At 74.2% G+C, this 20,120-nt stretch carries 13 protein-coding genes; 9 read left to right on the top strand and 4 right to left on the bottom strand.

What is annotated here, in order from left to right; all coding sequences use genetic code 11:
- Nucleotides 1–40 precede the first annotated feature (40 nt).
- Nucleotides 41–787, top strand: coding sequence for an SDR family NAD(P)-dependent oxidoreductase (locus H291_RS0112080; RefSeq protein WP_020015256.1), 747 nt, complete (start codon nucleotides 41–43; stop codon nucleotides 785–787).
- Between the two features lie 41 nt (nucleotides 788–828).
- Here the strand turns inward: H291_RS0112080 and H291_RS0112085 are convergent, their stop codons facing one another.
- Together H291_RS0112085 and H291_RS0112090 are read right to left on the bottom strand one after the other, a co-directional pair.
- Entirely contained in the window at nucleotides 829–1,437 is a 609-nt protein-coding gene (locus H291_RS0112085) for a TetR/AcrR family transcriptional regulator (protein WP_020015257.1), read from the bottom strand.
- Nucleotides 1,437–2,351 (bottom strand): SDR family oxidoreductase, encoded by a 915-nt coding sequence (locus H291_RS0112090; protein ID WP_020015258.1) that lies wholly within the window; start codon nucleotides 2,349–2,351, stop codon nucleotides 1,437–1,439. Before H291_RS0112090 ends, H291_RS0112085 begins: the two co-directional genes overlap by 1 nt.
- A gap of 210 nt (nucleotides 2,352–2,561) precedes the next feature.
- Between H291_RS0112090 and H291_RS0112095 the strand changes: the two genes are divergently transcribed.
- The 7 genes from H291_RS0112095 (at nucleotide 2,562) to H291_RS0112125 (ending at nucleotide 15,699) form a co-directional block, all read left to right on the top strand.
- Entirely contained in the window at nucleotides 2,562–4,244 is a 1,683-nt protein-coding gene (locus H291_RS0112095) for a pyridoxal phosphate-dependent decarboxylase family protein (RefSeq protein ID WP_157236831.1), read from the top strand.
- Nucleotides 4,241–5,692: a lysine N(6)-hydroxylase/L-ornithine N(5)-oxygenase family protein gene (locus H291_RS29795; protein ID WP_020015260.1), complete on the top strand. Its 1,452-nt coding sequence runs from the start codon at nucleotides 4,241–4,243 to the stop codon at nucleotides 5,690–5,692. Before H291_RS0112095 ends, H291_RS29795 begins: the two co-directional genes overlap by 4 nt.
- Complete coding sequence (locus H291_RS0112105; protein ID WP_020015261.1) at nucleotides 5,689–8,268, top strand: GNAT family N-acetyltransferase; 2,580 nt, start codon at nucleotides 5,689–5,691, stop codon at nucleotides 8,266–8,268. The genes H291_RS29795 and H291_RS0112105 overlap by 4 nt, the downstream gene beginning before the upstream one ends.
- A 37-nt stretch (nucleotides 8,269–8,305) precedes the next feature.
- Complete coding sequence (locus tag H291_RS0112110; RefSeq protein WP_020015262.1) at nucleotides 8,306–10,990, top strand: GNAT family N-acetyltransferase; 2,685 nt, start codon at nucleotides 8,306–8,308, stop codon at nucleotides 10,988–10,990.
- A gap of 9 nt (nucleotides 10,991–10,999) precedes the next feature.
- The gene (gene ddaH / locus H291_RS0112115; RefSeq protein ID WP_020015263.1) at nucleotides 11,000–11,779 is read left to right on the top strand and encodes a dimethylargininase; all 780 of its coding nucleotides are present in this window, start codon (nucleotides 11,000–11,002) and stop codon (nucleotides 11,777–11,779) included.
- 111 nt (nucleotides 11,780–11,890) lie between these two features.
- A complete protein-coding gene (locus H291_RS29800; RefSeq protein ID WP_084467977.1) occupies nucleotides 11,891–13,843 on the top strand; it encodes an ABC transporter ATP-binding protein in 1,953 nt (650 codons plus the stop codon).
- Nucleotides 13,840–15,699 carry an ABC transporter ATP-binding protein gene (locus H291_RS0112125; protein ID WP_020015265.1) on the top strand — a complete coding sequence of 620 codons (1,860 nt, stop codon included), beginning with the start codon at nucleotides 13,840–13,842 and terminating at the stop codon, nucleotides 15,697–15,699. Before H291_RS29800 ends, H291_RS0112125 begins: the two co-directional genes overlap by 4 nt.
- Nucleotides 15,700–15,727: 28 nt before the next feature.
- Here H291_RS0112125 and pdxR read toward each other — a convergent pair whose 3' ends face one another.
- Nucleotides 15,728–17,056: a MocR-like pyridoxine biosynthesis transcription factor PdxR gene (gene pdxR / locus H291_RS0112130; RefSeq protein ID WP_020015266.1), complete on the bottom strand. Its 1,329-nt coding sequence runs from the start codon at nucleotides 17,054–17,056 to the stop codon at nucleotides 15,728–15,730.
- A 234-nt stretch (nucleotides 17,057–17,290) separates the two neighbouring features.
- Here pdxR and H291_RS0112135 point away from each other — a divergent pair, with 234 nt between their 5' ends.
- Nucleotides 17,291–17,959 (top strand): pyridoxamine 5'-phosphate oxidase family protein, encoded by a 669-nt coding sequence (locus tag H291_RS0112135; RefSeq protein WP_020015267.1) that lies wholly within the window; start codon nucleotides 17,291–17,293, stop codon nucleotides 17,957–17,959.
- An 80-nt stretch (nucleotides 17,960–18,039) separates the two neighbouring features.
- Here the strand turns inward: H291_RS0112135 and H291_RS32515 are convergent, their stop codons facing one another.
- Nucleotides 18,040–19,911, bottom strand: a complete 1,872-nt coding sequence (locus H291_RS32515; RefSeq protein WP_157236832.1) for an HNH endonuclease — start codon at nucleotides 19,909–19,911, stop codon at nucleotides 18,040–18,042.
- Nucleotides 19,912–20,120: the final 209 nt, after the last annotated feature.

Consider the following 20,120-nt stretch of genomic DNA (forward strand, 5'->3'; position numbering starts at 1 on the left):
CGTCGTCGATCGGGAGCGCCGGTGAACCTAGCATGGCGGCATGAGCCAGGAACTGACCCTCGTCACGGGTGGCACGCGCGGGATCGGGGCCGCCGTCGCGCTACGGCTCGCCGACGCCGGGCACGACCTCGTGCTCGGCTACGCCCGGGACGACGAGGCCGCCGCCGCGACCCGGGCGGCCGTGCGGGAACGCGGCGCGCGGTGCGTCGTCGTGCCCGCGGACCTCACGACCGACGAGGGGATCGACAAGACCTTCGCCGCCGCCGCCGAGCTCGGCACGCTCACGGCCGTGGTGAACAACGCCGGCGCGACCCTGCACATCGGGGCGCTCGCGGACACGCCGCCGGACGTGGTGCGCCGGGTGATCGACCTCAACCTCACGTCCGCCGTCCTGGTGGCCCGCGCGGCGGTCCGCGCGATGAGCCCCGCCCGGGGCGGTAGGGGTGGCGTGCTGGTCAACGTGTCCTCGGCCGCCGCCACCCTCGGCTCGCCGGGGGAGTACGTGCACTACGCGGCCGCCAAGGCGGGCGTCGACGCCCTGACCAAGGGGCTCGCCCTCGAGGCCGCCCCGGACGGCATCCGCGTGGTCGGCGTCGCGCCCGGGACCGTCGCCACGCGGATCCACGCCGACGCCGGCGACCCCGGGCGCGCCGACCGGGTGGGCGCCACCAACCCGACCGGCCGCGTGGGCACCCCGGGCGACGTCGCGGCCGCGGTCGCGTTCCTGCTGTCCGACGACGCCTCGTACGTCACCGGCGAGACCCTGCGCGTGGCGGGCGGGCGCTGACCCGGCCGTCGGGGTCCGCCGTCCTGCGCCGGGCAGTCGGTCTATCCGGCCGTCGGGTCCGCCGTCCGGTCCGCCGTCCGGTACGGCCGCAGCACGTCCTCGATCTGCCGGCGCATCCAGTCCGCGAGCGACCCCTCGCGGTGGATCGCCCAGCTGATCATCGCCCCGTGATAGGCGGTCTCGACGGTGACCGCCAGGGTCGCCGCGTCGACGTCGGACCGCAGCTCACCGGCGACGACGGCGGCGCGCAGGTCCCGTTCGATGCCCGCGCGCACGCCCTGGGCGCCGCGGAGGGTCTGGGCGTGGAAGTCGGGGTCGCTGAGGTCGAGCTGCAGCATCGTGACCGAGTTGGCCATCTGCTCCGGCGTCCGGATGGTCTCGACTGCGAGCACGAGGCCCGCCACGAGCCGGTCCAGGGGCGTGCCCGAACCGGCTCGGTCCGCGGCGCCGACCCAGAGGTCGACGCCGCGCGTGGCGACCGCGAGGAGCAGGTCGCGCTTGGTGCCGAACCGCTGGACCAGGGTCGCGGCCGAGAGCCCCACCTCGGCGGCGACCGCGGCGAAGGTCAGGCGCGCCGGGCCGATCCGCAGCGCGAGGTCGTGCGTCGCGTCGAGGATCGCCTCGTCGCTGACGGTGCGCGGGCGGGGCATCAGGTCGGCCCGGGCATGCCGTCGACGAGGGTCAGGTCGCGCGCCGCGCGGTCGACCGCGCCCCAGTCGGGCCGGCTCCCGTCGAGGTCCTGCAGGTCGTACTCGCGCATCAGGTCCCAGGAACCCAGGCACTGGCCCGCGAACCGGCCACGGTCGGGGTCGGCGGCCAGCGCGGCGATCCCGCGGGCGAGCAGGTGGGGCGTCTCGGAGTGCTCGAAGTAGGGCACGTTCCTGGTGTTCTCGCGCCAGTTCTCCTCGGTGACGCCGAAGTGGTCGAGCATCGACTCGGAGCGCAGGTACCCGGGCGTGACCGTCAGCGCCGTCACCCCGCGGGGCGTGAGCTCGTGGGCCAGGCCGGCCCCCATCCGGACGACCGCGGTCTTGACCAGGTCGTAGGCCATGTTCCCGCGGTAGGGGACCGCCTCCTTGCCATCCCCCACCTCGACGACCAGGCCGTCCGTGCCCTCCAGCAGGAGCGGGAGCGCGTGGTGGCTGGTGATCAGGTGCGTCTCGATGCCGTTGCGCAGCACGCCGAGCGTCGCGTCCAGCGGGTGCTCCCAGACGGGCTGGTCCCAGCTCAGGAACGGGTCGCCACCCCAGACGTCGTTGACCAGGACGTCGAGCCGGCCGTGGTCCGCCCGGATGCGCCCCACGAGCCGGGCGACGTCGTCGGCGTCGGTGTGGTCGCAGCGGACGGCCACGCCCCGGCCACCGGCGGCGGTCACGAGCTCGGCGGTGTCCTCGATGGTCTCGGGCCGGTCCATGGGCGACCGCCCGGACCGGGTGGACCGGCCCGTCCCGTAGACGGTGGCGCCGAGCGCGCCCAGCTCGATCGCGGTGGCGCGACCGGCGCCGCGGGTGGCGCCGGCGACGAGGGCGACCTTGCCGGCCAGGGGGAGGGGTTTGGTAGTCATGCGTCGACCATAAGTGAACGGTCGTTTATAAACAAGAGCGGCCCGCTCCGCCGGTGGAGGCGGCGGGAGAGTGACCCGCGCCACGTATCCGGTATGCCGCATGGCTTGACGCGGTTCGCCCAAGGATTAAGTTAGGTCAGGCAAACCTAAGTTGCTCTACGCCGTCCGGTCCGGGCGGCGTTCCTTTCGCCTTCACGAGGAGCCTTCCGCATGCCCTCACGCCTGCCCGCAGTGACGCAGCCAGTGCCCACCGCACCCTCGCCGGGTACGAGACACGACACGACCGCGCTGCTGCGCGGGGCCACCGCGAGCACCTATGCGGACACGGTCCACGCGGTCGCCGACGACATCGCCGCCCGCCTGACCTCGGTCACGCAGCCGTTCTCGGGCGCCAGCCGCCCTGAGCTGCAGGGCCTGGTGGACGCCGTCGACCTGGACGGCCCGCCGTCGGGCACGGCCGGGGCGCTGCGCGAGGCCGCCGAGCTGTACGCGAGGCACGCGATCTGGTTCCACGAGCCCACCTACGCCGCGCACCTGAACTGCCCGGTCGCGCTGCCGGCCGTGGGAGCCGAGACGATGCTCGCCGCGATCAACACCTCGGTCGACACCTACGACCAGTCCACCGTGGCCACCCTCATGGAGCGGCGCCTGGTCGAGTGGACGGCGGGCCGCATCGGATTCCCGGTGGACGGCGAACCCGGTGGCGCCGCGGACGGCGGGGCCGACGGCATCTTCACCTCGGGCGGCACCCAGTCCAACTTCCAGGCCCTGTTCCTGGCGCGCGAGCGGGCGCGCCGCGCCGGCACGCGCCTGGAGTCGATGCGCATCCTCGCCACCACGGCCAGCCACTTCAGCGTCGCCAAGTCGGCCCTGCTGCTCGGCCTGCCCGACGACGCCGTGGTCGCCGTCGGCACCGACACCGAGGGGCGGATGAGCGCCGACGCCCTCGGCGAGACCCTCGTCGACATCGAGCGCACCGGCGACACCGTGATCGCCGTCGTCGCCACCGCCGGCACCACCGACCGCGGCCGCATCGACCCGCTCGGCCCGATCGCCGACCTGTGCGACGCCGTCGGCACCTGGCTGCACGTCGACGCCGCCTACGGCTGCGGCCTGCTGGTCAGCCCCACGCGCCGGAACCTGCTGGACGGCATCGAGCGGGCCCGCAGCGTCACCGTCGACTTCCACAAGTCGTTCTTCCAGCCCGTCTCGTCCAGCGCGCTGATCGTGCGCGAGCGGGCCGACCTGGCGCCCGTCGCCTGGCACGCCGACTACCTCAACCCCGAGGAGAACGCCGAACCCAACCAGGTCGACAAGTCGCTGCAGACCACGCGCCGCTTCGACGCCCTCAAGCTCTGGGTCACCCTCCGCGCGCTCGGCGCGGACGGCATCGGCGCCCTGGTGGACGCCGTCTGCGACCTCACCGTCGCCGTGCGCCAGGACCTCGCCGGAGACCGCGACTTCAAGCTGGTGGGCACCACCGACCTGTCCACCGTCCTGTTCCGCTACGAGCCCGAGGGCCTGGACCCGGCGCACGCCGACGCGCTGGTGCCCCAGGTGCGGCGCGTGCTGTTCGACTCGGGCCGCGCCCTGGTGGCCAAGACCGTCATCGACGGCCGCCCCTGCCTCAAGCTCACCCTGCTCAACCCCGACGCCACGCTCGGCGACATCCGCGGCGTGCTCGAGCTCGTCCGCTCCGCCGCCCACGGGCTGCTCGCGGGGGAGGCGCTGGCGGACACCGACGAGCCGCCGTGCCGGGACGTGCACCCGCGGCTCGCGCGGTCGGAGGAGGCCGGCGCGGGGGAGGCCGGCGCCGGTCTGGCCGACGCGGAGGGCGGTCGTGCGGTCGCCGACGCCGAAGAGGGCGCCCCGACCGCGGAGGAGAGCCGATGACCCGCACCTACGACCTGCTCGGTATCGGCATCGGCCCGTTCGACCTGGGCCTCGCGGCCCTCGCCCAGCCCCTGGACGACGTCGACGCCGTGTTCCTGGACCAGCGCGACGGCTTCTCCTGGCACGCGGGGATGCTCATCGAGGGCACCACGCTGCAGGTGCCGTTCCTGGCCGACCTGGTGACCATGGCCGACCCGACGTCGCCGTACTCGTTCCTGGCCTGGCTCAAGGAGACGGGGCGGCTGTACCAGTTCTACATCCGCGAGTCGTTCTACCCGCTGCGCGCCGAGTACGACCAGTACTGCCGCTGGGTCGCGGAGCAGCTCCCGACGCTGCGCTGGGGGCGGCAGGTGACGAGCGTGGTCCGGGTTCCGGACCCGGCGGCGGCTTCGGGCTCGTCCGGTGCGTCGGGCTCGTCGTCCGGCGAGGGCGGCGGCTACCTGTTCGAGGTGACGGCACGGACGGCCGACGGCGTCGAGAAATACTGTGCCAAGCACCTCGTGCTCGGCACCGGCACCCAGCCGCGGCTGCCCGCCTTCCTGGCCGGCCTGGACGGCCGGGACGGTCTGGGTGAACAGGCGGCCGGCGGCGCCGCCGGCCCCGTGGTGCACACCAGCGACTACCTGCCGAACCGCGACGCGCTGCGGGCGGCGGGCTCGGTCACCGTGGTGGGCAGCGGGCAGTCCGCGGCGGAGGTCTACCGCGACCTGCTGGAGGACTGCGGCACCGGGCCGGGGGAGCACCGCGTGGACTGGGTGACCCGCTCGCCGCGGTTCTTCCCCATGGAGTACACGAAGCTGACGCTGGAGATGACGTCGCCCGAGTACACCGACCACTACGTGTCGCTCCCGATCGAGCAGCGCGACGTGCTGGGGCGCGAGCAGCGCAACCTGTACAAGGGGATCAGCGGCGACCTGATCGACGACATCTACGACACCCTGTACCGCAGGTCGGCGCTGGGGGCCGAGGTGCCGACCACGCTGCTGTCGGACACGGAGGTGGTCGCCGCCCGGTTCGACGCCGGGGGTGCGGGCGGCGCGGGCGAGTACGTGCTGACCCTGCGCCACGCCCAGCTCGGCACGACGGTGGAGCACCGCACCGGCGCGATCGTCGCCGCCACGGGCTACGCCGCCACGGTGCCCGCGTTCCTGGCCCCGGGCCTGGTCAACCTCGACGCGCGCGGCCGCTACGCCGTGGCCCGCGACTACACCGTCGACGACGACCGGCGGATCCACGTCGTGGGCGGCGAGGAGCACACCCACGGCGTCACGGCGCCCGACCTCGGGTTCGGCCCCTGGCGCAACTCGGTGATCCTCGCGAACGTCACGGGCCGCGAGCCGTACCCGGTCGAGCGCCGGATCGCCTTCCAGCAGTTCGGCCTGCCCGGCGGGGTGCCCGAGCACCAGCCCGACCGCCAGACCCACGACGAGATGGAGGCCGCCCGGTGAGCGCCCCGACGACCACGCACGTCTACTCGACCTCGACCCGCCTCGGAGAGGTCACGATCGAACCCGTCGACCCGGACCGGGACGCCGAGCTGGTGCAGGGCTGGCTGGCGCACCCGGCGTCGTCCTACTGGCAGATGGGTGACCTGCACGTCGACGACGTGCGCGAGTACCTCGCGGGCATCGCCGCCCGCCCGGCCGAGGACGCCTGGCTCGGGCGGCTGGACGGCGAGGCCGTGTTCCTCACCGAGACCTACGACCCCCGGGTGCTGCTCGACGGCGTGCACGACACGCTGCCCGGGGACCTCGGCATGCACCTGCTCGTCGCCCCGCCCGCGACGCCCCGGCACGGCCTGACCGACGCCGTGATGACCGCCGTCATGCGGTTCTGCCTGTCGGACGGCGGCGCATCCGACGGTGGCGCATCCGACGGCCCCGGACCGGGCGGCCTCCCGTCGGGCGGCGGCGCGCCCGCCGGCTCCGGCCGGGGCGCCCTCCGCGTCGTCGTCGAGCCCGACGTCGGCAACCGGAAGATCGCCGCCAAGAACGCCGCCGCGGGCTTCCGCGTGCTGCGCGAGGTGGACCTCGGCCGGGGCGCGCACGCCAAGCGTGCGGCGCTGAGCATCGCGACCCGCGCCGACTTCGCGGCGTCCGCCCTGGGTGACGGCTTCGCGGCCCGGCCCGAGCCCGCGACCCACCGGCCCGACCCCATGGTCGCCACGCACCTGACGGCCGGGCACATGGAGCACGCCCACCGGCACCTGGCCGCCAAGGCCCTGGCGGAGCTCGCGCACGAGCGCCTCTTCCAGCCGGAGCCCGACGGGACTGCCGGGACCGCCGGGAACGGAGCCGCCGACGCCTACCGCCTCGACCTGGACGGCGTCACCTACCGGTTCACCGCCCGCCGCTACGCCCTGGAGCACTGGGTGATCGACGCGGCGTCCATCCGCCGCACGGCCGACGCCGGCGTCCGCGGCGTCGTCGACCTGCCCGTGGACGCGCTCGAGCTGATCGCCGAGCTGCAGCCCCTGCTCCAGGTGCCCGACGCCCTGCTGGCGACGTACCTCGAGGAGCTGTCGGCCACCCTGGCCGGCGCCGCCGCGAAGCGCGAGCGCGAGCTCGACGGCACCACCGCCTCGGTACCGGACCTGCTGGAGGCGGCACGGACGGCGTCCGGCACGCACGCGACCGCCGAGGCGTTCCAGCAGGTCGAGGCCGCCATGTCCGAGGGGCACCCGAGCTTCGTCGCGAACAACGGCCGCATCGGCTTCTCCCTGCGCGACTACCGCGCGTACGCACCCGAGCGCGGCGAGCGCCTGCGCATGCTGTGGCTCGCGGCCCGCCGGGAGCACACCCACCTGGCGCTCGCGGCCGACCAGACCGAGGCGGGCCACTACGGCGTCCCCGGCACCCCGGGCGAGCTGTCCGACGCTGAGCGCGCCGCGTTCGCCGACCGCCTGGACGCGCGCGGCCACGACCCGGCCGACTACCTCTACCTGCCCGTCCACCCCTGGCAGTGGGAGCACCGCGTCGCGGTGACGTTCGCGGCCGACGTCGCGCGCGGCGACCTCGTGCCGCTCGGCCCCGGGTCGGACGAGTACCAGCCCCAGCAGTCGATCCGCACCATGTTCAACCGCACGCGCCCCGAGCGGCACTACGTCAAGGTGGCGCTCGCGATCCAGAACATGGGGTTCCTGCGCGGGCTGTCCCCGGCGTACATGCGCGCCACCCCGGAGATCAACGACTGGGTCGCGAACCTGGTGACCGGCGACGAGACCCTGCGCCGTGCCGGGTTCGGCGTGCTGCGCGAGCTGGCCTCGGTCGGGTACACCGGCGACGTCTACCACCGCACGCCCCAGCCCAACCCGCACCGCAAGATGCTCGCCGCCCTGTGGCGCGAGTCGCCCGTGCCCAGGCTCGAGTCCGGCGAGCGGCTGGTGACCATGGCGAGCCTCCTGCACCGCGACGCGAGCGGCGCCTCGTTCGCGTCCGCCCTGGTCCGCGAGTCCGGCGTGCCGCCCGAGCAGTGGCTGCGCGCCTACCTCGACGCCTACCTGTACCCGCTGGTGCACTGCCTGCTCACCTACGAGCTCGCGTTCATGCCGCACGGCGAGAACCTCATCCTGGTGCTGCGCGACGGCGTCGTGCGGAGGGCGATCATGAAGGACATCGGCGAGGAGGTCGCCATGCTCGGGCACGGCGCCCTGCCGCCCGGCGTCGAGCGCATCCGCGCCGTCGTGGACGACGACGAGAAGGCGCTCGCGATCTTCACCGACGTGTTCGACGGCGTGCTGCGGCACCTGTCCGGGATCCTCGCCGAGGACGGCGTGCTGGGCGAGGAGCGGTTCTGGGCGCTGGTGGCCGAGACGATCGACCGGCACGCGGCCGAGCACCCGGACCTGGCCGGCTCCCGGCCCGGGCTCGGCGTCGACCTGCGGGCCGCGCGGTTCGCGCACTCCTGCCTGAACCGCCTGCAGCTGCGGAACACGCTCCAGATGGTGGACCTGACCAACCAGTCCGAGTCGCTGATCTACGCGGGTACGCTCGCGAACCCGGTGCGGCGGACCCCAGAGAGATGAACCCCAGAAGAATGAACGCGGAGAGATGATAGGGAACGTGGACTTCGACCTGTTTCGTGACGACCTCGGCATCCCGCACGTGCGGGCCGCCACGGAGACGGCGCTGGCCTACGGCCAGGGCTGGGTGACGGCCCAGGACCGCGGGCTGCAGGTCGAGGCGGACCGGATGCGGGCCGAGGAGCGGTACGGCGAGATCGCCGGCGCGGCGGGCGCGGCCTGGGACCGGTTCGCCGCCCGGGAGCGGCTGGCCGCCACGGCCCGCGAGATCCACGACGCCCTGGGGCAGCCCGAGCGCGCGTGGCTGGCGGCCTACGCCGACGGCGTCAGCGCCGGGCTGCTGGCCGGCGGCCGCGACGTGCCGGAGCTGTCCGGGGTGCCGTTCCGGCCGTGGCGGCCGTGGACGCCGATCGGGGTGTTCCTCGCGAGCCACGTGCTGTTCAACGGGTTCCCGAGCATCCTGTGGCGCGCCCACGTGGCCCGGCACCTGCACGTCCCGGGCGTGCCGCTGGACCGGGTGCTGGGCCTGTTCGCGGCCGACGGCGGCTCCGGGTCGAACGCGTGGGCCGTCAACGGGCGGTTCACCGAGTCGGGCAGCCCGCTCGTGGCGGGCGACCCCCACCGGACCCTGGAGCTGCCCGGTCCCTACCAGCAGGTCCGGCTCGCGTGCACCGACCCGGCGGCGCCGTACGACGTGCTCGGGTTCGCCTTCCCGGGGGTGCCGGGCGTGCCGCACTTCGGGCACGCGGTGCAGCCGTCGGTCGCGCACCCGGCGGGTGGGGGGTCCTCCGTCGCCTGGGGCATCACCAACGCCGCGGCGCACCACGTGGAGGTCGTGGCCGACGGCGCGGACAGCGCCGGACCCGACGGCTGGCGCCTGCACTGGCCGGCCCGCGAGCTGTCCGACGTCGGCGTCACGGCCTGGCGCGCGCTGCTGCACGCCCGCACGGCGCGCGACGTCGCCGACGCGTTCGCCGGGTGGGTGGACCCGGTCAACCGGGTGCTCACCGCCGACAGCACGGGCGACGTGCTGAGCCTGACCGCGGGCAAGGTCCCCGCCGTCCCGGCCGGCGCGCCCGAGCTGGCGCTGCCCACCGCGAAGCCGGCGGACGGCTACGTCGACCTCCCGGCGCCCGCCGCGGTGACCGAGGTCGCCGTCGACGCCAACGAGCGGCCGATGACCCAGCGGCCCGCCGGGGCCGACGGCCGGCCGGGCGCCGGCCCGCGGGACCTGCGGCCGGGCCGGGAGGCGCACGCCCTGGGCTGGTCCTACGCCCCGCACCGCGCCGAGCGGATCCGGCAGCTCCTCGCCGCGGCCACCGCCCCCGAGTCGCCCGCCACGCAGGCCCGGATCCACGGCGACACCCGCGACCTCGGCGCGCCCGGTCTGGTGGAGCACCTGGCCCACGACGCGTCCGCGGCCGCCGTCCGGCTGCGGTCCTGGGTCGACGACGGCGCCCACCTGGACGCCGGCTCGGCCGACGCCGCCCTCTACATGCGCTGGCGCGACGCGCTGGCCCGTCGCCTGGCCGGGCACCCCGTGTTCGCCGCGCTGCACGAGCCGCACGGGCAGGACCCGGAGCTGGGGCCGGTGCTCGGCGGGGTGTTCGACGTCGCCGCCGCCGTCGGGGCGGGGCTCGCCCGCGTCCTGGCCGCCGACTGGCTCGTCGTCGACGGGCCGGGCGGGCGGCTGCGGATCGACGTGGCGGAGGAGGTCAGCGCGGCGCTGGCGGAGGTGGCCACCGCGCCGTCGGAAGCCGCGCCGTCGGAACCCGCGCCGTCCGAACCCACCTGGGGCGACCTGCACGTCCCGGCCCCGCTCCTGCCGGTGCCCGACCTGGTGGCGCCCGACGTGCCGGGCCGCCCGGTCGGTGTGCGGCCCGCCGCGGTCTCGGGGAACAACGAGTCGGTGCGCTGCACGGGCGGCTCGCCAGGCGTGGCGCTCACGGCCTACCGCGCCTCGGTGGCGCGGTACGTCTGGGACCTGTCGGACCGCACGCAGAGCCGGTGGGGCGTGCCGTTCGGCGCTGGCGGCCGGCCGGGCGGCGCGCACTTCGACGACCAGCACGCCACGTGGGCCGACGCCCGCACCACCGCCGTCGTCACCGACTGGGACCGCCTGCGCCCGGCCGACACCAGCCTGCGCCTGCTGAACGGCGCCCGCGGCGCCGAGGTGTGGCGCCGCGACTTCGGGCCCCACGGCGTCGTCACGGCGCACGTGCTGGACCCGGACGCCGACGCCGACCTGCTGCACGGGTGGTTCACGCAGCCGCGCGCCGCGTTCTGGGGGATGGGGGAGCACACCCGCGACGAGGTGCGCGACACCTACGCCTTCGTGGACTCCCTGGAGACCCACCACGCCTACCTCGTGCGGTGGGACGACGAGCCCGTGGTGCTCGTGCAGGCCTACCACCCGGAGCACGACCCGATCGGCACCGCCTACGAGGTGCTGCCCGGCGACCTCGGGCTGCACTTCTTCCTCGGCAGCCGTGGCCCGGTCGCGCGGCACGGCGCGCCCGCGGACCCGTGGACCGTGCTCGGGCCGGCCATGCGCGAGTTCCTCTTCGCGGGGCCGGGCACCCGCCGCCTGGTGGGGGAGCCCGACGCGCACAACGAGAAGGCGCTGCGCCGCATGCAGGTCATGGGGTTCACCGCGGGTGAGGTGGTCTCGTTCGAGTCGCCGCAGGGGCCCAAGGTCGCGCGGATGGCGTACCTGGAGCGATAACGTCGCGGGATGGTCACCACAGAGCCCGCGCACCGCACCCTGCTCGTCCGCCCGCCGTCGCCCGCCCTGGCCGGCGGCGAGCTGACGCACCTCGAGCGCGTCCCCGTCGACGCGGCCCTGGCCGCGGCGCAGTGGGCGCGGTACGTGGACGTGTTCCGCGACCAGGGCTGGGCGGTGCGCGAGCTGCCCGCCGCCGACCAGCACCCCGACGGGGTGTTCGTCGAGGACACCGTGGTGGTCTTCGACGACCTCATGGTCCTGACCCGGCCCGGGGCCCTGTCCCGGCGCGGCGAGGTCGAGTCCATGCGTCCCATGGCCGGGGCGACCGGGCGGGAGGTCGCCGAGATCACCGAGCCGGGCACCTTGGAGGGCGGCGACATCCTCAAGGTCGGCCGCACCGTCTACGTGGGCCGGACGCTGCGCACCAACGAAGACGGCGCGGCCCAGCTGCGGGCGCTGCTCGAACCGCGCGCCTGGACCGTCGTCGAGGTGCCGGTCACCAAGGCGCTGCACCTGAAGTCGGCCGTCACCGCGCTGCCGGACGGCACCGTGATCGGGTACCCGCCGCTGGTCGACGACCCGGCCGTGTTCGAGTCGTTCCTGCCGGTGCCCGAGGCCGAGGGCACCGCCGTCGTCGTGCTGGACCAGGACACCGTCCTGCTGTCCGAGGGGGCGCCGGGGACCGCAGAGCTGCTGCGCGGACGGGGGCTCACGGTGCGCACCACGCCCGTGAGCGAGTTCGAGAAGCTCGAGGGCTGCGTGACCTGCCTGTCGGTGCGCGTGCGCTGAACCGGGGCCGGGTGGCGCCCCGTCGTCGGCCCGGAAAGCTGTGGTGCAGGTCACAAGAGGAAAGGTGCTTACCGAAACTAACAACTTGCGCCCGGCGGGATAATGGTTGTGATGCCTCCCACAGACGAACGCTCGAATCGATCCGATCCTTCTTCTGACCCCAGTAGTCCCCCCGGCGCGGAGCGCAGCACCTTCGCGTCGATCCGTCGCCTCTACCCCTACGTGCGGCCCGCACTGCCGCGCCTGGTCGGGGGACTGGTGGCCTCCCTCGGCGCCAGCCTCATGGCGCTCGCCATCCCGCGCGTGCTGCAGTGGGTCACCGACGGTCCGTTGACCGCCGGTGCCCGCGAGCACGACTGGTCGGGCCTGATCTGGTCCGTCGTCCTCGTCGCCGCGCTCGGCGTGGGCGAGGCCGGCCTGATCCTGCTGCGCCGCACGCTCGTCATGTTCCCCGGCACCCGGGTCGAGGCCGTGATGCGCATGGCGCTGTTCAAGCACCTGCAGGACCTCCCGGTCGCGTTCCACGACCGCTGGCCCGGCGGGCAGCTGCTCAGCCGCATCATGGGCGACCTCGGCCTGCTGCGCCGCTGGCTCGTGTTCGGCATCCTGCAGCTCGTGGTCAGCTTCGTGACCATCGTCGTGGGTGTCGCGCTCCTCGTGGTCACCGGCGGCTGGCTCGGCGTCATCTTCCTGTGCGGCGCGATCCCGGTGACGATCCTGGCGTTCCGGTTCTCCCGCAAGTACCGCAAGATCTCGCGGCTCTCGCAGGACCAGTCGGGCGACCTGGCCACCACCGTCGAGGAGTCGGTGCACGGCATCCGCGTGCTCAAGGCCTTCGGCCGCGGCACGGACGCCCTGGACTCGTTCACCGACCAGGCGTCCGAGCTGCGCGAGACCGAGATCCGCAAGGCCACCACCGACGCCGGCCTGACCACCGCGCTGCGCGTGATCCCCGAGGCCACGCAGGCCGTCGCCCTCGTCGTCGGCGTCTACCTGGTGGCGCAGGGCGACATGACGCTCGGTGCGCTGGTCGCGTTCTTCACCACCACCGCGGTGATCAACGGGCCCGTCGTCGACCTCGGCATGACCCTGTCGATGACGCTCAACGCGCGCACCGCCGTCGACCGCTTCTTCGAGGTCATCGAGACGGTCAACCCGCTGACCGACCCGGCCCGGCCCGCGGACCTGCCGCCCGCGGGCTCGAACGATGGGGCCGAGACGGGCGGGCACGTCGCCTTCCGCAACGTCACCTTCCGGTACGACGACGCCGCCCGCCCCGTGCTCGACCAGGTCGACCTGGAGCTGCCGCCCGGCACCACCACCGCCCTGGTCGGCCTGACCGGCTCCGGCAAGTCGACCCTCGCGATGCTCGCGCCCCGGCTCTTCGACGTCACGGCGGGCGTGGTCGAGGTCGACGGCGTCGACGTACGCGACATGACCCGCGCCCAGGTGCGCGAGCGCGTCGCCGTCGCGTTCGAGGACCCCACGCTGTTCTCCGCGTCCGTGCGGGACAACGTGCTGCTCGGCGTGCGCGACGACCTGCCGGAGGCCGAGCGCGAGGCGCTCATGACGCAGGCGCTGGAGGTCGCCCAGGCCCAGTTCGTGCTCGACCTGCCGGACGGCGTCGGCACGCGGATCGGCGAGGAGGGCATGTCGCTCTCCGGCGGTCAGCGGCAGCGGCTCGCGCTGGCCCGGGCCATCGCCGCCCGGCCGCGGGTGCTCGTGCTCGACGACCCGTTGTCCGCCCTCGACGTCACCACCGAGGAGGCCGTCACCGCCCGGCTGCGCGACGTGCTGCAGGCCACGACCAGCCTGATCATCGCGCACCGGCCCTCCACCGTGGCCCTGGCCGACCGGGTGGCCGTGCTGCAGGGCGGGCGCATCACCGCCGTCGGCACGCACCACGACCTGCTCGCCACGGACCCGCACTACCGGTACATCATCTCCAGCCTCGAGCAGGACTACGAGGCGCACGACGGGGAGAACCCGCCGCCGGACCCCGGCGATCCCAGGAGTGACGGTCCCCGGAACGCCGAGCCCGAGAGCCAGGAGGCGCTGTCATGACCGCGACCACGGATCCCACCACTGCGGCGCCCGGCCGTCGCCGACCCACCGACGCCGCCGCGGACGACGAGACGCGCCTCGGCAAGGAGGCATCGCGCGCCGTCCGCTCCCGGTCCATGCGCCTGCTCGGCGACCTGCTGCGCTCGCACAAGCGGGCCCTGGCCTGGGCCGCCGTGCTCGTGGTCGCGTCCACGCTCGGGCAGGTGGCCGGGCCGTGGCTCGTCGCCGTCGCGATCGACAAGGCGGTACCGGCCCTGCAGGACGGCTCCGTCACGCCGCTGGTCCTCACCGGCGCCGGGTACCTCGTCGCGGCCGTGCTCGGCGGCGTCGCCGCCGGCGCCTACGTGCGGGCCGCGGCACGCATCGCCCAGGCGGTGCTGCTCGACCTGCGCCGCCGCGTCTTCCGCCAGACGCAGCGGCTCTCGCTCGAGTTCCACGAGTCATACACCTCGGGCCGCATCATCTCCCGGCAGACCTCCGACCTGGAGGCCCTGCGGGAGCTGCTCGACGGCGGCCTGACCGGCGTCGTCTCCTCGCTGCTGCTCATGGTGTTCACCTTCGTGAGCCTGCTGCTCATCGACTGGCGCTCCGGCCTCGTGCTCGCCGTGGCGTTCATCCCGGCCTGGCTGCTCACCCGCTGGTTCCAGCGCATGTCCCAGCGGTACTACCGGGAGCAGCGGACGGCGTCGGCCCGGCTCATCGTCAAGTTCGTCGAGACCATGACCGGGATGCGCGCCGTCCAGGCGTTCCGCCGCGAGCCCACCACCGAGGCGGACTACGGCAAGCTCGGCGAGGACTACCGCGACGCCAACCTGCAGATCTTCGGCGTCAACGGGCGGTTCCAGCCCGGCCTGATCCTCATCGGCAACCTGACGGTCGTCGCGGCGCTCGCCGTCGGCGGCTGGCGGGTGCTGGACGGGGCGCTCGAGGTGGGCGTGCTCGCGGCCGTGCTGCTGTACTGCAAGCGGTTCTTCCAGCCGGTGCAGCAGCTCGGCATGTTCTACAACGCGTTCCAGTCCGCGACGGCGGCGCTGGAGAAGGTCTCCGGCCTGCTCGCCGAGGAGCCCACCGTCGTCGAGCCCACCAACCCGACGCCGCTGGCCGCGGCGGGCCACCGGGCCCGCGGTGAGCTGCGGCTGGACCACGTGCGGTTCCAGTACGGCGAGGGCCCCGTGGTGCTGCCGGACCTGGACCTCACGATCCCGGCCGGGCAGACCGTCGCCGTGGTGGGCACCACGGGTGCCGGCAAGTCCACGGTGGCGAAGCTCGTCACGCGCTTCTACGACGCGTCGGCGGGCGCCGTGCGGCTGGACGGGATCGACGTGCGCGACCTGTCCTCGACCGACCTGCGGCGTGCCGTCGTCATGGTCACGCAGGAGGCGTACCTGTTCAGCGGGTCCGTGCGCGAGAACATCGCGCTCGGCCGGCCGGGCGCGTCCCAGGAGGAGATCGAGGCGGCGGCCCGCGCCGTGGGCGCGCACGAGTTCGTCATGGAGATGCCCGACGGCTACGACACCGACGTGAACAAGCGCGGCGGGCGGGTGTCGGCCGGGCAGCGGCAGCTGCTGTCGTTCGCGCGGGCGTTCCTCGCCGACCCGGCGGTGCTGGTGCTGGACGAGGCGACGTCGTCCCTCGACATGCCCGGCGAGCGGCTGGTCCAGCGGGGCCTGCAGACCCTGCTGGCCGACCGGACAGCGATCATCATCGCCCACCGGCTCTCCACGGTCGCTATCGCCGACCGGGTGCTCGTGATGGAGCACGGCGCGGTGGTCGAGGACGGCACGCCCGCCGAGCTGATCGCGGGGGACGGGCGGTACGCCCGGCTGCACGAGGCGTGGCAGGACTCGCTGGTCTGAGGTGCTCCTCGGGCGCCGGGGGTGATCGTCAGCTGCCGCGCAGGCCGCTGACGATCGCCTCCAGCGCCCGGTCGAGCTCGGCGTCGGTCACGCCGCCGAAGCCGAGCACGAGGCCCGTCAGGCTCGCGCTGCGGCAGTAGTCCGCCAGGAGCCGGACGTCGAACCCGGCGGCGCGGGCGGAGGTCCGCGCCGCCTGGGCCGCCGCGGCGCTCGTGTGCCACGTCGAGTACATGCCGGCCAGCGGCCCGGCGAGCTCGGCGTGCGGCTCCAGCGCCGCCGCGACCCGGGGCGCGCGGTCGGCGTAGACGCGGCGGGCGGTGCGCACCACCTTGTCGACCCAGCCGTCGCGGAGCAGGGTCAGCAGGGCGCGCTGGCTGGTCCAGGGCGGGGTGTCGTGGGTGATCGTCCGGCGCCGCACCAGGCGCTCGTGGACCTCTGGCGGGGCGACGAGCCAGCCGAGCCGCAGGCTCGGACTGACCGACTTCGACGCGGTACCGACGTAGGCGACCTGTGACCGGTCGAGGGCCGCGAGGGCGGGCACGGGGGCGACGTCGTACCGGAACTCGGAGTCGTAGTCGTCCTCGACCACCACGGCGCCCGCAGCCCGGGCGGCCGCCAGGAGCGCGAGCCGGTCCGCGGCGGGCATGACCCGGCCGAGCGGATGCTGGTGCGCCGGCGTCACGTATGCGGCCGCGCACCCGGTCAGGTCCGTGACGGGGGCCAGGGCCGGGTGGTCGACGACGGTGCGGCCCGACATGCGGATCGTCTCGACGGCGGCCCGGTAGCCGGGGTCCTCGACCAGGACGTTCCCGGGACCGAGCGCGCCCAGCAGCTGGCGCAGGGCATCGGTGGACCCGGCGGTCAGGAGGATCTCGTCCGGGGCGACGGTCAGGCCGCGGGTGCGGGCCAGCCGTTCCGCCAGGGCCTCGCGCAGCTCGGGCAGGCCGCTCGGGTCGGGGTAGCCGCGGGGCGGCCTGGCCGTGGAGACCTCCCGCCACGCGCGGCGCCAGCCCGCGAGGTGCCGCGGGTCGATCCAGGGCGTGCCCGCATCCAGGTGGGTGTACTGCGGCTCCCGGGAGGCGGTCCGGTGAGCGCTGCGCTGCGTCGGAAGGGTCTCCCCGGAGGCCACGAAGGTGCCGGCCCCGCGCCGGGTCGAGACCCAGGCTTCGGCCAGGAGCTGGTCGTACGCCTGCTCGACGACGGCGCGGGCGACCCCGAGGTCTGTCGCCAGGGCGCGGCTGGAGGGCAGACGGTCGCCGGTGCTGAGGGTCCCGTCGGTGACCAGCGTGCGGACGGCGGCCGCGAGCTGGGCGGGGAGGGGTTCGGCGCGGGCGCGGTCGAGCCGGACGGGGAGCATGGGGTGGCCTTCGTCGTGGGCGGTTCGTTGGTGGTGGCGCGTCAGAAGCCCCTGGGGCAGTGGTCTGCTGGCGCAGTGGCCTGTTCAAGTCGTGGCGAACTGGCCCGTGTGCATGAGCCACTTCGGGGCCAGGCTAGCGGTATGACGACGCCCCAGACTTCCTCCGTCTCCGCACCGCCCGCTCCCGCGGCTGTCGCTTCTGCCGCGGTCGCCCCTGCCGCAGCAGCTTCCGACATGCTCTCGCCGACGGCCCGGACGACGCCGACCCGCGGCCGGAACCGGCAGGTCGACGACCGACGCCGGCTCATGGCGTTGCTCGACGACGCGCTCATCGCACACCTGGGCGTCACGGCTGGCGCGCACCCGGTGGTCCTGCCCACGGCCTTCGGTGTCGACCCCGCCGGGCCTGACGACGGCGGCACCCTGTACCTGCACGGATCGGTCGCGGCGGGCTGGCTGGCGCCTGCGCTCGAGCACGACGTGTGTGTCACGATCACCGAGCTGGACGGTCTGGTCCTGGCGCGGACCGGCTTCCACCACTCGATGAACTACCGGTCGGCAGTCGTCATCGGCCGGCCGCGCCGGGTGACGGACCAGGGGGAGCGGCGTCAGGCGCTCGACCTGATCGTGGACCACATGGTCCCCGGCCGGTCCGCGACCCTGCGGCCGCCGACCCGCAAGGAGCTCGCGGCAACCGTCGTGATCGCGCTGCCGCTGGCCGAGGCCTCCATGAAGCAGCGCGAGGGCGGGGCCACCCTCGAGCCGGGCGACCTGGAGCTCGACGGGTGGGCCGGGCTGGTGCCGGTGCGCCGGGTCGCCTCGGCGCCGGTCACCGAGGACTACGTCTCCGACGAGGTGCCCGAGCTCGTGCTGCGCCGCGCCGCGGAGCTCGGGCGGGTCTAGCCGTGCGAGGAAGAACTTGTACCGGCTGCGTGCCCGTGTCCATCTGGAGCGTGGGCCAAGGCCTCATGTGGGTGGCCTGTTCAGAACGGCGGCTCGTCCGACACGTTGGGCGGGTTGGGGCCGGCAGCTCGATCGGCTGGGGAGTGAGCTGAGTGGCCTTGGGCGGGCTGCTCCCGGGTCCCGAGCAAGTGTCGGACGTCGTCGGTGAGGCTGGTGACGTCGGCCTCGGTCGGACCCGGTGCGTCCGGAGCGGCAGCTTCCGCGTCAGCCATGGCGCGCCCGGCCTGGGCGGGTGGTCTGTTGTAGATGTGACCGGTCGGGGCAGTCCAGGTCGTGGTGCCGGTCTTGGGATCGCGGGTGACGTCCCAGCCGTCGTGCGTCTTCGCCAGGTGGTGTGCGCGGCACAGCGGCTGCAGGTTCCCGGCGCGCGTCTGTCCTGGCGCGCCGGACTGTTGTGAGGCGCGGTCCGGTGTGTGGTCGTAGGGCTGGATGTGGTCGAGATCGGCGCGGTGTGCGGGTCGGTCGCACTGCGGGAAGCAGCAGGTCTGATCCCGCGCGGTGACTGCCTGGCGCAGGACCTTGCCGGGCTGGTAGCTCGTGGTGGAGTAGTCGGTCAGGATCCCGGTGATGGGGTCGGTCAGCAGCCGCTGCCAGGTAGCGTCGGTGGCGATCCGTGCGGCCTGGTCGGCCGGTATCGGGCCGTACCCGTCGAGGTGACCGGGAGAGTCGTCCAGGCCGAGCAGCATGGTGGCCGGCACGGTGACCCGGACCTGAGGTTTGACCGCGACGACCCGGATCGAGATGCCGTCGCAGGTGCAGCCCCCGCAGGTGCAGCCGGTGGCAGGCATCGTGGTACGCGGCAGGACCGGCTCGGCCGGACCTGCGCCCGGGTCCGGCGCTGCGGCTTCGGGCGCGCACTCGGCCCGTGGCGGCACGATGACCCGCCCGGTCGCGATCGCCACGAATGCGTCGGCGCGGGCCTGGGCCAGGGTGCGGGTGGTTCCGGGCGTCCGGCGGATGACGTGCGCGGCGGTGTCGATCGCGTCCCAGACGGCGGCCGCGTCGGTGGCGGGCAGGTTGGCGCTGATCCAGGCCATGGCGTTGTCCGCGGGGTCGAGGTAGACCGCGCGGCGGGTCATCGCCTGCTTGGCCACTTCCGTGGAGCCGTGCAGGCGGGTGGCGTACTGGTTCATCTTGTCGCGCAGCCAGCGGCGGGTGCGGTCGGGTGCGTGGGGTAGGTAGAGGGTGATCGCCTGGTCGCGTTCCTCGACTGTCAGGGGGTTGCCGGAGCGCAGCAGGATGTCGGCCTTGGCGACGTCGATCTGGGCCTGGTGCAGGGCGTCCATGACCTGGGGGTGCTCGGCCAGCCCGGTGCCGCGGGCCATGAGCTTGTTCGCGTCGCCCTGTGGCACACGTAGCCGCGCGCTGACTTCCGCGGCCGCCGCGGTGTGTTCCTCTGACCAGCCCCGGCGTCGCGCGATCTCACCGGTGGCGCGTGACTGCATCGCGGTGGCCCAGGAGATGACGTCCTGCCAGCGGGCCGCGACGTCGACCAGCTCGGCGTCGTCGGTGTCCGCCATCTCGACATCGGTCAGTGCGGCGACCAGTGCGGCACCGATCGGCAATGCGGAGATGTCTAACTCGGTCGAGAGAACGGCCGGCGCCGCAGCGCCCGAGACGGTGCTGCTTGAACCAACAGAAGCGGAGGCGACCACACAGTGACCGACCCAGGTCACGCTCGCCGCGGGCAACACGCCCTCGCCGTCCGCCGGTAGCACACCCCAGTGCAATCCGCGGGTCAACGAGATCGTCGATTCGCCGCCACCCGCAAAGGCGTCCGTCGCGGTGAGCAGCGCGACATCCCCGACAAGGGCTTGTCGCAAGGAGCGCTCCACGACGCCGACCCCGCCGTGGTCGCTCGCGCTGCCGTGTTCCGTCATGTCCTGTTCCATGTGCACCCCCTTCGTCCGGCAAAGCTATCAATCACCATTCCAGGCATCGAATCTATGTTCGATCCACCCTGGTCCGCATCTCCAGTTCCAAAGCTGTGGACAACCACCCGAGACACCCGCCCCCACCCGGCAACACCGCTGCTAGCATCCCGTCCGTGACTCCGAACTTCTCCGTCCTCCCGCCCCCGGTCGCCTGACCGGAGCGGCAC

Source organism: Promicromonospora sukumoe 327MFSha3.1 (genome assembly GCF_000385135.1).
GTDB lineage: Bacteria > Actinomycetota > Actinomycetes > Actinomycetales > Cellulomonadaceae > Promicromonospora > Promicromonospora sukumoe_B.